Origin of the sequence: Haloglycomyces albus DSM 45210 (genome assembly GCF_000527155.1) — a bacterium.
GTDB lineage: Bacteria > Actinomycetota > Actinomycetes > Mycobacteriales > Micromonosporaceae > Haloglycomyces > Haloglycomyces albus.
Genome location: NZ_AZUQ01000001.1, coordinates 1,857,603 through 1,871,343 on the forward strand (window position 1 = coordinate 1,857,603; position 13,741 = coordinate 1,871,343).

A 13,741-nucleotide genomic window follows, 5' to 3' on the forward strand; every position below is an offset into this window, starting at 1 on the left:
ATCCCCCTTTAGTTAATGGTATACCACTAAAAATAATGGTATACCATTAATGGACTGTCAAATGAGGCGTGCATCGGACACGAGGTGAAGTCATGACCAGTAGACGCTCCACGGCCGTGGAGGAGATCACAGGACGTATTATGCGGCTGGAATACCGCCCCGGGCAGCGTCTTGTGGAGAGAGATCTTGCCGCCGACCTGGGGCTATCGCGAGTGCCCGTGAGAGAGGCACTGCATCGCCTGGAAGTCGACGGCCTGGTCATCAGCGTTCCACGTCAGGGCACCATAGTGAGCACTTGGAGTCGGACTGATATTACCGACCTGTTCGAGATTCGCGCCGCCTTGGAACCCATGGCGGCGGAGTTCGCCGCGCACAGGCGTACCGACGTTCAGTTGCGTCGGCTGGAGGAGACCACTCGCCTGAAGCCTGAATCCGGAGTCGTAGAACAGACCGAGTACAACGCCGAGTTCCATCGTCGCTTGGTCGAAGCGGCCAATAGTCCGCAGCTGCGGGACGCGATGCGTCCGATGTACGCGCGGATGCGGTGGCTTTTTCATCTCACCCGGGAGCGCGGTCCGCTGCATCAGGGTACCGAGCATGTCCGCATTGCCGCGGCGATACGTGACGGCGACGCGGACCGGGCGCGGCGGTTGACCGCACAGCACGTCCTCGACGGATTGCGTCCGACCTTGGCGGCCCTGGCGGACTGGGGTGAGGAGCGCGCCGATCCGGTCGCCGCTACGAAATCGCGTCGCAGGTGACACCGTCGGGCGCCGGTCCATTGCCGGTCATTTCCCGATACGAGCCCGGTCGTGGGCGTTGAATTCGTGTAAGAGCAGCACGTCGCGATCGTGGAAAGTGGTCTGTAGCAGGGCGTCCACAGCGGCGTCGTAGTGTTCGGTGCCCGATTCGGGGATGGAGGCCATGCCCGAGAACACGGCGTCGTCTTCCAACTCCACGAGAAGCAGGGCCACGTCCTCGTAGTCGTCCTCGGTGCAGTCGCCGCCGTCGTCCCAGCTGATGGTGGTGGTGGCCAGCGCGGCGGGATAGCCGTCGACGCGGGAATACGTGACGTCGATCGGGGAGTACTGCGGATTAACCGTGCAGGCGAAGGGGTTGCCGTGGGTCCAGGTTTCAAGGGCCGTATCCGCGGCTTCTTCGATGTCTGCGATATCGGCGTCCAGACTGAATTGGGAGAACTGGCCGACCGAAAAGTAGGAGATCCAGTTTCCGGTGTGTTGGACGCGAACCGAGTGAGAGTCGGTGGAGAATTCATCGGTCGCCCCCGGCCCGCGGTCATTGGTCCAAGGGCCCTTGGGGCGCGGGGTGAGGGCTCCGATGCTGGCCACGCCGAGGTGGTCGTCGGGGATCTCGAAATCACCGAGGCCGGGCTCGACGTCTTCGGTGCAGCCCTCTGCGTCCAGGCAGTTGTCGGCGCGATGGTCGTCGGGGCTCGGTTCCGAGGTGGTACAGGCGGCAAGAAAAGCGGTGGCGAGCAGGGCCGCCACTACGGTGGCCCGTTTCCCGCTTCGTTCGGGCAGGGGGAGGTTCCCGCTCGGCTTCGTTTGCGCGGAGGGTGAGTGGCGGGAGCGAACAAACATGACTCCATCGTAATGAGAGCCGTCATCGTATCGGTAGTGGTGGGGAGGATTGTGTTTGTTTGGAGATTTCCTGCCTTTTCACGGCGGGGAAATACAGGTGTGAGGGCCTATGAAGTCACCGAAACGGGAGACGCTCGGCGCCATTGACACGGATCGGGCAATACGGGGAGAAACGGTCCAGGACTGCTCAATGCAATGAGGTCGTGCCTATCTGTCGGACCATCCGCTGCGTGTACTGATTGGGCCCGGGACCAAAGCGTGGTCCCGGGCCCAATTTCAGCGCTTTTCAGCTGGGATTACGAGCCTGCGGATGTTTTCGGGCGGTCATCGTCAGCATCGGGGTCCCAACAGGGGACCTCTCCCGCGCCGTCGATGGAATCGCGTGTGAACACCGGGTCTTTCCCGTCCTTCAGCTGTCGACTGTAATCGTTGAGCAGCTTGAGAGCGACAGGCGCCAGCATGAGGATGGCGATCAGGTTGACGGTGGCCATGGCTCCCATGGTTACGTCGGCGAAGCCCCATACCGTGTCGAGCGACGCTACACCGCCGATGATGACCATTGCCAGAATCCAGAAACGGTATCCGGTGAATACGGTGTTGCTCTTGCTGAGGAATCGGATGTTGGATTCACCGTAGTAGTAGTTACCGAGGCAAGAGGTGAAGGCGAGGAACAACAGCACGATCGTAATGACGTGTACGGACCATCCGCCGAGACTGTCGCCGACGGCGATTTGTACCAGCTGTCCTTCGATATCGGAATTGCCGAGGTCCGGCTGCGACACCATGATGATCATGGCGGTGATCGTGCAGACGATCATGGTATCGAAGTAGACACCGGCCGCCTGAGTCAGACCCTGCTTGGCGGGGTGGCTGACCGAAGCGGTCGCACCGGCCACCGGGGAGGAACCCATACCGGCTTCGTTGGAGAACATACCGCGTTGGAAACCAACCACGATGGCAGTACCGATACCGCCGCCTACGAATTCGCGAACCCCGAACGCACCTTCGAAGATTGCGCTGAACGCGGGGCCGATTTGGTCGATGTTGATTGCCACCATGACAATCCCGACGATGAGGTACAGCAGTGCCATGGCCGGAACCATCAGCTGAGCAACGTGTGCAATGCGGCGGAGACCGCCGAAGATAATGAGGGCAATGATGGCCGCAAGAATGATGCTCACGGTGAGGAGACCGATATTGCCGATGTCGAAGCCGAACTCCTCTGCCGAGGAATTGACAGCGTCGGTGATGGTGTTGGATTGAACCATCAAGAATACGGTCGGGAACGTGATGATCAGAACGACGGCGAACAGTTTCGCCATCCACGCTTTGCCCAAGCCGTATTTGATGTAATTGGCGGGGCCGCCGACGAATGTATCCCCTTCGCGGGTTTTGTAAAGCTGCGCGAGAGCCGATTCGATGAATCCGACGGAGGCGACCATGATACCCATGGTCCACATCCAAAATACGGCACCGGGGCCGCCGGTTGAGATGGCGACGGAAACACCGATAACGTTCCCTGTACCGACGCGGGCGGCTGCCGACACCGAAAATGCCTGATAGGCCGAGATGCCTTTCTTGCCGTTGCTCTCAATTCCCGCCGGTTCGAAAAGGCTTTTGACCATTTTCGGGAAAAGGCGGAATTGTACGCCCATGGTGCGAATCGTGAAATATACGGCCGCGAATCCAATCAGGGGCACGAGGACCCACGTCCAATATTCGCCGCTGGCGGTCATGATCGCATCGACGATTCCATTCAAAAATTCATTTATGGCATCCAAAATTTATCCCCTTATTGTGATTTCCGGGTGCGGACACCCCAGGGAAGTTACCAGTGGAATCGCAGAATATGAGACGTTCTTATCGAATGGTTATGTATTGAGACGTCGTCGTGACCCATTTAGGTCGGTTAATATCAAGTGTTGTTGCAGGTAATTGGCGACTGACTGGCAGGGTGGCGGATCCGGAACCGAAACCGTGTGGGCGGGGATACAGTTCTCTGCCCATCATGCCGTCAAGAGCCGTCGGAACCCCCCAGGACTGACGGTAGTCAGTGTCCCGGCAATCCGGAACGCTTCCAATAAGCCACGACAATGGGACAATGAAGTTGCCAATCCAATGGCAACAGTCGTGGCGAGGTGAGGATCGTGGATGCGGCGTTGGCGGCTGACCTAGTGATGTACGCGCACTTCGCGTTCCTGGTGTACCTGGTTCTAGGCGGCTTTCTAGCCTGGAAATGGCCCTTGGCATGGTTTCCACACGCGGCCATATCCATGTACGCGCTGGCGATCATCACCTGGAACTTCACCTGCCCGCTGACACCCTGGGAGGACAACCTACGTCGCCAAGCCGGGCAAGAGGGCCTGGAGAGCGGTGGATTTCTCGGAACCTACATCGAAGGGGTGATCTACCCGGCGGAATACATCACCCCGATACGGTTCGCGGTAGCGGGAGTCATCGCCGTGTCCTGGCTGGGAGCGGCAATACTGATACATCGTCGACGTGCTCGGAAACGGGCGTTGAGCGCCTCATGAACCCTGATACGTGAAACGGTGCTGGTAATAGATCTGGCCGCGTAGCCGAAGTTCGGATTCGCCCCCGTCGAAGGCAAAGCCGTTCTTCCGGTAAAACGCCTTACCGACCTCGTTCTTATCAACCACCCACAAGCGAATCGGCTGGTAATCGTGCTCATGGAGCCATTCCATACCCGCTTGAAGCAATAGCTTTCCCACCCCGGTTCGCCAGTGGTCAGGATCGGCATAAATCGCCCAGATCTCTCCTCCCAGATCCGGACGTAGTTCCATCCCATCGTCCCCGTGCTCCCGCCACGGACCAACGGTGATGAAGCCGGTCAGATGCCCGTCCTCGAAACTGACGAACGTATCGCGATCCGTCACCTCGTCCTTGAGCCCGTGCAGGAACGAATCGTTCGGACGGGTCGGAAGCACATTGAGGACTCGATCGGAGATGATGCCGCTGTATACCACCCGCCATGACCGATTGCGGATTCGATAGATTTCCTCAGCATCGTCGACGGTGGCGCGGCGCAATTCCATACCGCGAGTATCGCACTCCACGACTACGGAGAACAAACGAATTCCCCTCCGCAACAACAATCGTGGCCGGGCACCATTACCCGACCACGACTTCTACCAGTGGGGCGAAACGACCATCATCCCCGGTCAAGCCACTTCTGCGAGGTCAACTGCAGCAGGAGTCCCGACTTTTCTCCGCCTCAGGCGACTCACTCTGTTCGTCACCTTCACGACCGTGAATCACTCCAGTGGCCAATCCACGGGACGGAGGTGCGACATCGCAGGACGTGCCACAGCCGTCATCGTCACCCGCTGCCTCATCCGCCGCGTCGGTAGAACACACTCCGGTCTCGGGCAGCTGTAGCTCGACCCTGTCCGCCGCCTCGCGGTCCCCCGCCAAAGCGGCGACAATAGAGCGAACCTGCTCGTACCCGGTGGCCAGCAAGAACGTCGGCGCGCGGCCATAGGACTTCATCCCGGCAAGATAGAAGTTCGCGTCAGGGTGCGCCAACTCGCGCTCGCCATGCGGCGGAACCGTTCCACACGAATGGAAGTTCGGATCGATAAACTCCCCGAGACGAGCCGGGGCCTCTACCACCGGGTCCAGGTCGAGGCGGATCTCACGCAGCATGTCGAGCCCGGGGCGGAATCCGGTCGCGGCGGCGATCCAGTCGACGGTGAGGGCGATCGGTTTCCCTCCACCGGTAGCCTCCACTTGGAGGCGATCGTCCTTTCTCTGAAATGACTCGATACGGAATTCCTTATGCAGCGTGACCTTCCCCGATGCGACGGCCTCCTTCAGCCGGGAACCGAGGCGGCCGCGCTCGGGCAGGGCATCGTCGTCCCCGCCGCCGTAGACCTTTCGGGCGCTGGAGGAACGAATGGCCCACGATATCTTCGTGCTCGGAGAGTCGTCAGCCAATTCGACCAGAGCGAGGATCGTGTTGGCGGCCGAGTGGCCCGCTCCCACGACGAGGGTGTGCTTGCCCGCGAACCGCTCCCGGTCCGTGCCTGTCACATCGGGAAGCGGCCCGGCCAAGTGCGCGTCGATCGTTTCCTCTCCCGGGACCGCCAAACCGCCGGTTCCCAGCGGATTGGCGTGGTCCCATGTGCCAGAGGCATCGATGACCGCGTCGGCGACGACGTCCTCGTAGCCGCCGTTGATACGTGCTCGGATCAGGTAGGGCGTTCCTTCGCGACCCAGTGTTCGGGTCTTGTCGATCCCTTGGCGAGTAACGGCGACGACCTCGGCCTGGTAGCGAATATGTTCCTTGATCCCAGGCAACGTGGCCAGCGGACTCAGGTAGTTCTCGGCGAGTTCGTTACCGGTGGGGTGTTCGTCCGGTTCGGGCTCACTCCATCCCGCTCGATCAAGCAGTTCGTGTGCGGCGGAGTCGATATTGAACTTCCAAGGTGAGAAGAGACGTACTTGACCCCATGCACGCACCGCTGCGGCAGGGCCGTCACCTTTCTCCAAGACGATCGGGGTGATTCCGCGTTTGACGAGATGCGCGGCCGCTGCGAGGCCGACGGGCCCGGCACCGATGACGGCGACGGTTCGGGCGGGGTGATTGTTCGGTTGTTCCATGGCGGAACTCCTTCACAGTCAATTTTTAATTGCAATCTCTATTATTAGCAGTGAATGCTGTTGTAAACAAGTCTTATGACATAATTTCCTCATGACCCGCCATGAAGTTCCACTGAGCGTCACCCACAGCGACGAGACAATCCTGCGGCGGTCCAAAGACGCCGCGCCCCTGTTCAAAGCTCTGGCCGATGAAAATCGCCTCATGCTCGTCCTGCTGCTGGCTGAACGCTCCCGCACCGTCCGCGAACTCAGCGACGCCACCGGCCTTTCCCAGACGCTCGTCAGCCACCACCTCAAGCCCTTGCGCGAACTGAACCTGGTGGAAGTGACCCCGAAAGGACGCTCCAACGTTTATTCGGTCTGCTGCGCACCCTTCTCCGACCCGTTGAAAACCCTGGCCGGAATTGCAACCGCGCAGGACAGAATTGACCAACTGTCAGAGGCAACGTTGTTGACGCGTGAATCGCCACCGCAGTGGGGCAGATAACCACCCCCGGGGTTGGCGGCTGATTTGAAATCAATCAAACTAGACGCATGTCGAAGCAACTCACGGACGGTTCAGACCTGTCCGATTGCCGCATCCCCCTAGTGAAGGAACCGCTGCTCCCAGATCAAGCAGAACGCCTCGCCCCCTCCTTCAAAGCCTTGGGCGACCCGGTGCGGCTACGCCTCCTGTCACTCATCGCCTCCCACGAAGGCGGTCAGGTATGCGTATGCGACCTGACCGAATCATTCGACCTGGCCGCGCCCACGATCTCCCACCACCTCAAAGTACTCAAAGACTACGGCCTGGTCACCTCGCAACGACGAGGCACATGGATCTACTACACCGCCACCGCCGCAACCCTCGACCTTCTGTCCACAGTCCTTTCCACCCGTGAGGTAACCACTGCATGAGCACGGACGTCGAAACACCCCAAACAAACAAAACGGGTGGACAACTCTCCACCCTCGACAAATACCTACCCGTCTGGATCGGCGCGGCCATGCTCGCCGGCCTCGCTCTGGGACGCTGGGTACCCGGAATCGAAAGCGCCCTGGAATCGGTGGAAATCGGAGGCATCTCCATGCCCATCGCCGCCGGGCTCCTCCTGATGATGTACCCCGTCCTCGCCAAAGTCCGCTACGACCGGCTGGACACCGTCACCGGCGACAGAAAACTGCTGATCTCGTCGCTGATCCTCAACTGGCTGGTCGGCCCCGCCGTCATGTTCGCGCTCGCCTGGACCTTCTTGGCGGATCTACCGGAGTTCCGCACCGGACTGATCATTGTCGGATTGGCCCGTTGCATCGCCATGGTCATCATCTGGAATGACCTCGCCTGTGGGGACCGCGAAGCCGCTACCGTCCTCATCGCCCTGAACTCGATTTTTCAGGTACTCGCTTTCGGATTCCTCGGTTGGCTGTACCTGTCGGCCCTGCCGAACTGGTTGGGTCTCGAAGGTGCCGGTCTTGACGTCTCTGGATTCGAAATCGCTCTGAATACCGCTGTTTTCTTGGGAATTCCGCTGGCCGCCGGATATCTCACGCGGAAATTCGGGGAGCGATCCCGGGGCCGCGAATGGTATGAAGACAACTTCATTCCCAAGATCGGACCGTTTGCCCTCTACGGGCTACTGTTCACCATCGTGATTCTCTTTGCCCTCCAAGGCGAGGCCATCACGACTCGCCCAGGCGACGTCGCCCGTATTGCCCTACCGTTGTTGGTGTACTTCGCCGCAATGTGGGCCGGGTCGTTCCTACTCGGCAGGGCGATCGGTTTGCCGTACGATCGCACGGCGACCCTTGCCTTCACCGCCGCCGGTAACAATTTCGAACTGGCCATCGCAGTGGCCATTGCGACCTTCGGCGTCACCTCTGGGCAAGCACTGGCCGGTGTCGTTGGTCCCTTGATCGAAGTGCCGGTATTGGTCGCCTTGGTATACGTCAGCCTGTGGGCACGTAAGTTCTTCCGCAATCCAGACGACGCCCTGCGGGCATGATGTGGTGCTCTATGGACTCTTCGGTTACGGTCGCATCGATCAAGACGAGCCGTCTATCGCTGGGCATTGAAAATTGGCCCTCGACACAACCAAGCAAAGGATGACTAGCATGTCCGAGATACCGTCCGTGCTGTTCGTGTGCGTCCACAATGCGGGCCGGTCACAGATGGCCGCCGGTTGGCTGAGGCATCTGGCCGGTAACCGTGTCGAGGTTCGCTCGGCTGGATCGGATCCGGCCGATGCGGTCAATCCGGCTGCCGTCGAAGCGATGGCGGAAGTCGGCATCGACATCACCCAGCAGGAGCCCAAGATCCTCACTACCGACGCGGTGGAAGCCTCTGACGTCTGCATAACCATGGGCTGCGGTGACGCCTGCCCGGTGTTTCCCGGTAAGCGTTACCTCGATTGGGATCTTGCGGACCCCGCCGGGCAAGGAGTCGAAGCGGTTCGTCCGATCCGGGACGACATCAGGGCTCGGGTGGAGGAGTTGTTGACGGAACTGCTACCGGAACAGGAAAGATGAGTTCGTTGGGGCTGGGCCTACGGGCGTGTCTCAATTCAATGAACTACCAAGCAAGTCCATAGGTATCCAGTTGGTCTATACGATCCGGCGAGATCCCGGACGCCTCGATGAGATCAGAGGCATTATCTCCACATCGGTTCAGCAGCGCCAAACTGGTGATGATGAACCCTTCCTGCAAGAGGCCGCCGACATCATGTCTGTACAGGCCAGAGTCGATCAGTGTTGATAGGAAGGACCGCAAAACGGGTGGGTCAATCTTGCACTCATCGGAAGTAATGTTACTGATACCAGAATCGAGATTGTGGTCCGTTTCCAAAGCTGATTTGATCGCGACAAATAGACGGCCCGGTCCATTTGAGGGATTCCAGATTGTTGTGTCCCCAACGTCAAACATAATGCTCATATTTCTCGATCCAATGTATTGTTCATGTTTAATCAATTGGGCTGTAAAGTATCACGACATCGACACGACTGGACATCGATTTTTGTGGGCGGCTTTGGTGCTGCCGCTTGGGCTCAGGCGAATCCGGCTGTGCCTTGCTTCGCCGTGAGGTGACGATGGTGCTCTGATGTATAGCGCGATAAGCAGAGTGACGTGGATTAGCCGTTAGTACTCTAGCCGTAGTTTGTGTTTTAGCGGTGGGAGGTGGTCGTCTCGTCGCTTGTAGTGGCATTCTTTTGCTGTTCGTGCGTGTCTTCGTTTTCTGTCTGACCAGGCTATAACCTGTTGTACGGTGGCGCGCATGGATAGGCAGAACACGGCAATCAAGTGAGCGGTGTGGGGCAGGCTGATCGGGTCGACGTCTTGTGACTGGTTGGTGGTTCTGAACTGGAGCGTGGCGATCAGATGGATGAGAAACGCCGTGATGACGAATGTCAGGTGTCGGTAGGTGGACGTCCAGGTCCGTACCTGATGGTGGTCGAGTCCGTGGCAGCTTTTGGCGTGTTGGAAGGCCTCTTCGATCGACCAGCGTGATCCGGCAACGTGGATCAGTTGGGCCAGTCCGGCCGGTGTGGGCCACCAGGCGTGGTAGAACGCTCGTTCACCGGTGGAGCGGTTTTCGCGAACCAGCAGGTAACGGTATCCGTCCGCGTGGTCGGGGTCGTCGAAGGTGACCATCGCCCACCGGTAGGTGCGCCTTCCTTTGGCGCCCTGTCCGATCGCTCGGGTCTGCCAGGAGTCGTCCGGGAGCCAATCGGTGACCCGTCCGGCTGGTTCGGCTCGCCGTCGGGGGGCGGGTGCGGATCCGGGTGGTGGCCTTGACGGCGAGAACGAACGGGATCTGTTGCTTCCAGAGTTCGTCCTTGAGGTCAGGGGATTGCCCGTAGACGGCGTTACCGGTGGCCGCACTGATCGCTTCTGACCCGATCCGGTCGGCCCACGTAGCGGTCATGGCCGCCGCCATCTGACCCTTGGTAGCGAATTCGACGTCCTCGTCGATGCCTGCTGCCGCGCGGCGGCCGGAATCGGCGCACCAGGATTGGGGAAGATAGACGGCCACATCTAGTGGAGCGAAACCCCGATCGGTCTTCCAGGCGGCCCAGACGTGGACTTGTGCGTTTTCGGTCCGACCGGCCGTCCCGGTATATTGGCGCTGAACCCCCAGCGTGTGGGTGCCTTTCTTGACGTGTCCGGTCTCGTCAAACACCAGAATGCCACCGGTCCCGAGAACGTCTGTGGTGATCTCGCCGAGCGTGGAACGGACGGCCGCCTCGTCCCAGCATGCGCGTTCCAACAAGTATTGCAGCCGGTCGGGAGTCGCGTGCCCGGCCCATTCGCTGATCGTCCAGGCGTTTTTCGACGCCAGCTCGCTCATCAGTCCCTGCGTATAGGTCTGGGCATTCCAGAACGTCTCCGGTCGTTTGAATTGTGATGAGAGGGCGGAGAACACCCGGTCGGAAGCGTCCTCGTGAACGTCGGTGATTATGCTGGCTTGAGCGGCCGCTGCTTTATTTTCTTCTGTCACAAGAGAAAACACAGGCAGCGGCCGTCTCTGGTTTCACCAACTTGTCCAGCGCCACACCAACCTAAGGGCTCAAAACTCCCTAAAACACAAACTACGGCTGGAGTATTAGGCTTCCTCGATTACGGCCATTTAATCCAAGATCTGGCGGACGATGATATCCCTGTCCGTGGCCATTTGATTCCCGGGCAGAATGATAGCTCAAGGGTTGGACACCCTTGCCTGTGGTGGCTTCAATAAGGCGGTATGAGTCACCAGTGGTGACGATGACGTGGGCATGGTGCAGCAACCTGTCGACAGTGGCCGAAGCCAGGGTCTTCGGCATGATCTCGTCAAACCCATCTGGGGGTGGAGGTTGGACGACCCGCCAAAGGATCGTTTCTCGTAGGCGGCAACGACCAGGCGGTAAAATCCTTCGGCGGGCGGTGTGTTCGTTCGTTACCAAGTTCGACCGTTGGCTGGTGCCCGTGGGATCGTCGGTTTAGGACAGATCGCAGTCCTTGCTTTATCTTGAGGTATTTACGATTCTATATTTAGGGGTTATTTGTGACCAGATTGGATACTAGTGGTGTCACCTACTTGACTCTAGTTCCCAAGTCTCGTAACGTGAAATATGGTTACGATCCGTGACCGTCCCTTCAAGATAGGAACCATTCCCAATGCATACGAAGATCCGTAGATCCAAGATCTCCGGAAAAATCCGTGCAGCAGTGGTTGTGTCTGCTGGACTTACAGCAGCCATCGCATGTCAACAATCCGTCTCAGCGTCTCCGGCTCACAGTGAGAACGCCCCCTCACCGGCCGAATCCTCCGAACAGGCATACACGACTGACGCTGAATGCACCACCGACTCAACCACGTACGAGCCGGTAGAGCTAATGGAGGACCCGAGCGAATGGGCGGACCTCACCCGCGAGGGAGTCAACAACGGGAGCATCCCTCTTGTGAATATCGGCGAAACAGACCTCCAATGGGACGGCGTTAAAGCCATCCCAAACCCGGACGACGGAAGAACCGCTGTCGTTGTCCCCGCCCACAAGTACGCCACTGACTCGTCAGGGCTGATTCTTGAATACTCCGCGTCGCAGGAACTCCTCCAGACTCGGGAGAACCACTTCGAGCGGATCGGCAGCCACGAGATCGAGTTCACCAACTCGGTAGACGGTGCCACCGTGACCACCGAAAAAATCCAGGAACCTGAGGTCTCCATCCAGGGGTTCAGCTGGAGCACGTTCAAGAAGTGCGCAAGCAGTCTGGGTGTTCCGAACTGGGCGGTCGGGATCGTCGTCGCGGCCTGCTTCGCTGGACCCGCAATCGCCGCCTGTATCGCCGGATCGGCCGTTTTCGGCGCCAGCAGGCTTGCACAGTGCGCTGATAGGGCGCAAGGACTCCCTATGGCCCTGAGCAACGAGAGCAACATGGTTGCGTAACATTGATGAAGGTTTCGCGGTACTGAAACTACCGGAATCATAGACGGTGGTTGCTGAAGCCCAATTTCCGGCCTCAGCAACCACCGTCGTCTAGAAGAGAATCTATGAGGCAACATGAGTAAAGAAAGAATCTGGGGCCTAGGGTACATCGTCTTTATTGCTGTCTGGGCGTACACGCTCGGGCAAAGTTGGTTCGACGGATGGTGGCCTGTTATTTCTTGGGGCATCTTTTTCGTCGTGAGCATAACCTTTTTCATTTTTATTCCCTCAGGATCCACAGAAGACACGGACGGTTCCACTACGGATCAGTCATAACCACTCTGGCAGCCCTGGCTTGCCGAGAGAACTCCACGGCATAAACACGAGTTCGCGTCATGGGCGCACCAAACCCGCCAGGTCTTGAACGCTGCCACGAAAGAAGCCCGGGCAGGGCGGCCTTCACACGCTAGATCACTTGACGGCGTGCGCAGGTAGTCGTCCCGGTAGTATCTCGCCAGAATCCAACAGTTTGACGTAAGCGATCGTCGATTCTTGACATGTCCGGTCTCATCGAATGCCAGAATACCGGCGGTGCCAAGAGCCTCGACGGCCATGGGGCCAAGGGTCGTGCGAACGGCCGACTCGTCCCACCGGGCACGTTCCAACAAATATTGCAGCCGGTCAGGACTAGAGTGTCCAGCCCACTCGCTGATCGTCCAGGCGTTCTTCGATTCCAGATGGGACATCAAGCCCTGAGTGTAGGTCTGGGCGTTCCAGAACGTCTCCGGTCGTTTGAAGTGTGACGAGAGGGCGGAGAACACCCGGTCGGAAGCTTCCTCATGAGCGTTGGTCATTACACTGGCCTGAGCGGTCGCTGTTTGATTTTCTTGTGTCACAACTAGAAACACAACCAGCGTCCGTCTCTGGTTTCATCAACTTGTCCAACATCACAAGTCCCCTGCCACCTCCCGAAACTCCCTAAAACACAAACTACGGCTGTAGTATTAGTCGGAGGTCCATACGCTATGGGTATGGGCAGATACACGAAATTTATGCTGGCGGAGCCCGGTCGCGAAAGCTCGAAACTAGCTCCAACGCTGCTCGGCCTCCGGGTTTTTCTTAGTATTTATATGGTTTTGGCAGCATTGTTTTTCGCGCCGATATTGTTTGCTGTTATTGGAATCAGCGTGATGGTCACCGAAGATGAGGCAAAAATACTGGGCTATGCCATGGGGGTCGTCGTCCTAATTGTTCCCGCCCTGTGCCTCTCAGCTATCACTCTAGGACTGCTGTGGAAGTACCCACCTGCCGCCCGAGGGTGGCTGGGACTAGCAGCGATATTTGTCATGATGCAAGGTGCGTTCGTGGGGATAGTCGCGTTCGAGGTTCCTCTGTTCCTGGTTGTGTCACTGCCTTGTCTAGGCGGACCGATTTGGTTCTTGATCGTGGCTTCGCGGGACAGTATCTGGGATCGAGAGAATTACGGTAAACACCCTGGTGTCTGGGTCCTGGTGCTTGCAGCGGTTATTCCGCTGGGGATTTCTTTTGCCATCGTCGGCACCGCACTATATGTGGGTTGGCATGGTCTTTGACCTGGAGTGAAAGTGATTGCACTGGTGCGCTCGGTGTTGGATGAGAG

Annotated in this window: 16 protein-coding genes and 1 pseudogene; 8 read left to right on the top strand and 9 right to left on the bottom strand. The window is 58.6% G+C overall.

The features are described from left to right. Positions 1-92: 92 nt before the first annotated feature. Positions 93-761: a GntR family transcriptional regulator gene (locus HALAL_RS0108705; RefSeq protein WP_029767635.1), complete on the top strand. Its 669-nt coding sequence runs from the start codon at positions 93-95 to the stop codon at positions 759-761. 27 nt (positions 762-788) lie between these two features. On the opposite strand, the gene HALAL_RS0108710 is transcribed toward HALAL_RS0108705, so the two are convergent. Continuing rightward, the gene (locus HALAL_RS0108710) at positions 789-1,601 is read right to left on the bottom strand and encodes a hypothetical protein (RefSeq protein ID WP_025273633.1); all 813 of its coding nucleotides are present in this window, start codon (positions 1,599-1,601) and stop codon (positions 789-791) included. A gap of 296 nt (positions 1,602-1,897) precedes the next feature. Continuing rightward, the gene (locus HALAL_RS0108715; RefSeq protein ID WP_035534458.1) at positions 1,898-3,382 is read right to left on the bottom strand and encodes an alanine/glycine:cation symporter family protein; all 1,485 of its coding nucleotides are present in this window, start codon (positions 3,380-3,382) and stop codon (positions 1,898-1,900) included. 366 nt (positions 3,383-3,748) lie between these two features. Between HALAL_RS0108715 and HALAL_RS0108720 the strand changes: the two genes are divergently transcribed. Further along, on the top strand, positions 3,749-4,135 hold the full coding sequence (locus tag HALAL_RS0108720) for a DUF2784 domain-containing protein (RefSeq protein ID WP_025273635.1): 387 nt from the start codon (positions 3,749-3,751) through the stop codon (positions 4,133-4,135). Here the strand turns inward: HALAL_RS0108720 and HALAL_RS0108725 are convergent. Together HALAL_RS0108725 and HALAL_RS0108730 are read right to left on the bottom strand one after the other, a co-directional pair. Continuing rightward, a complete protein-coding gene (locus HALAL_RS0108725) occupies positions 4,130-4,657 on the bottom strand; it encodes a GNAT family N-acetyltransferase (protein WP_025273636.1) in 528 nt (175 codons plus the stop codon). The genes HALAL_RS0108720 and HALAL_RS0108725 overlap by 6 nt on opposite strands. A gap of 145 nt (positions 4,658-4,802) precedes the next feature. Then, the gene (locus HALAL_RS0108730) at positions 4,803-6,224 is read right to left on the bottom strand and encodes an FAD-dependent oxidoreductase (RefSeq protein WP_025273637.1); all 1,422 of its coding nucleotides are present in this window, start codon (positions 6,222-6,224) and stop codon (positions 4,803-4,805) included. 91 nt (positions 6,225-6,315) lie between these two features. On the opposite strand from HALAL_RS0108730, the gene HALAL_RS0108735 reads away from it, so the two are divergent. From HALAL_RS0108735 to HALAL_RS0108750, 4 genes are all read left to right on the top strand, one after another. After that, positions 6,316-6,711: an ArsR/SmtB family transcription factor gene (locus tag HALAL_RS0108735; RefSeq protein ID WP_025273638.1), complete on the top strand. Its 396-nt coding sequence runs from the start codon at positions 6,316-6,318 to the stop codon at positions 6,709-6,711. A 47-nt stretch (positions 6,712-6,758) separates the two neighbouring features. Beyond that, positions 6,759-7,121: an ArsR/SmtB family transcription factor gene (locus HALAL_RS0108740; RefSeq protein ID WP_025273639.1), complete on the top strand. Its 363-nt coding sequence runs from the start codon at positions 6,759-6,761 to the stop codon at positions 7,119-7,121. Further along, positions 7,118-8,206 (top strand): ACR3 family arsenite efflux transporter, encoded by a 1,089-nt coding sequence (gene arsB / locus HALAL_RS0108745; protein WP_025273640.1) that lies wholly within the window; start codon positions 7,118-7,120, stop codon positions 8,204-8,206. The genes HALAL_RS0108740 and arsB overlap by 4 nt, the downstream gene beginning before the upstream one ends. Before the next feature lie 100 nt (positions 8,207-8,306). Beyond that, the gene (locus HALAL_RS0108750; RefSeq protein WP_025273641.1) at positions 8,307-8,729 is read left to right on the top strand and encodes an arsenate reductase/protein-tyrosine-phosphatase family protein; all 423 of its coding nucleotides are present in this window, start codon (positions 8,307-8,309) and stop codon (positions 8,727-8,729) included. 43 nt (positions 8,730-8,772) lie between these two features. On the opposite strand, the gene HALAL_RS0108755 is transcribed toward HALAL_RS0108750, so the two are convergent. The 4 genes and pseudogenes from HALAL_RS0108755 to HALAL_RS18915 all read right to left on the bottom strand — a co-directional run. Continuing rightward, entirely contained in the window at positions 8,773-9,132 is a 360-nt protein-coding gene (locus tag HALAL_RS0108755) for a DUF6086 family protein (RefSeq protein WP_025273642.1), read from the bottom strand. Between the two features lie 204 nt (positions 9,133-9,336). Beyond that, positions 9,337-9,849 (bottom strand): hypothetical protein, encoded by a 513-nt coding sequence (locus HALAL_RS17565; RefSeq protein WP_051462846.1) that lies wholly within the window; start codon positions 9,847-9,849, stop codon positions 9,337-9,339. Beyond that, positions 9,773-10,696, bottom strand: a complete 924-nt coding sequence (locus tag HALAL_RS16780) for an IS701 family transposase (protein ID WP_051462849.1) — start codon at positions 10,694-10,696, stop codon at positions 9,773-9,775. Before HALAL_RS16780 ends, HALAL_RS17565 begins: the two co-directional genes overlap by 77 nt. A gap of 229 nt (positions 10,697-10,925) precedes the next feature. Further along, positions 10,926-11,006, bottom strand: a pseudogene (locus HALAL_RS18915) (ATP-binding protein); the annotation flags it as partial. Between the two features lie 346 nt (positions 11,007-11,352). Between HALAL_RS18915 and HALAL_RS0108765 the strand changes: the two are divergent. Continuing rightward, a complete protein-coding gene (locus HALAL_RS0108765) occupies positions 11,353-12,123 on the top strand; it encodes a hypothetical protein (RefSeq protein WP_025273643.1) in 771 nt (256 codons plus the stop codon). 305 nt (positions 12,124-12,428) lie between these two features. Here the strand turns inward: HALAL_RS0108765 and HALAL_RS17570 are convergent, their stop codons facing one another. Then, positions 12,429-12,956 carry a transposase gene (locus HALAL_RS17570; RefSeq protein ID WP_156937675.1) on the bottom strand — a complete coding sequence of 176 codons (528 nt, stop codon included), beginning with the start codon at positions 12,954-12,956 and terminating at the stop codon, positions 12,429-12,431. A gap of 177 nt (positions 12,957-13,133) precedes the next feature. Here HALAL_RS17570 and HALAL_RS0108780 point away from each other — a divergent pair, with 177 nt between their 5' ends. After that, on the top strand, positions 13,134-13,694 hold the full coding sequence (locus HALAL_RS0108780) for a hypothetical protein (RefSeq protein WP_156937676.1): 561 nt from the start codon (positions 13,134-13,136) through the stop codon (positions 13,692-13,694). The last annotated feature ends 47 nt before the right edge of the window (positions 13,695-13,741 follow it).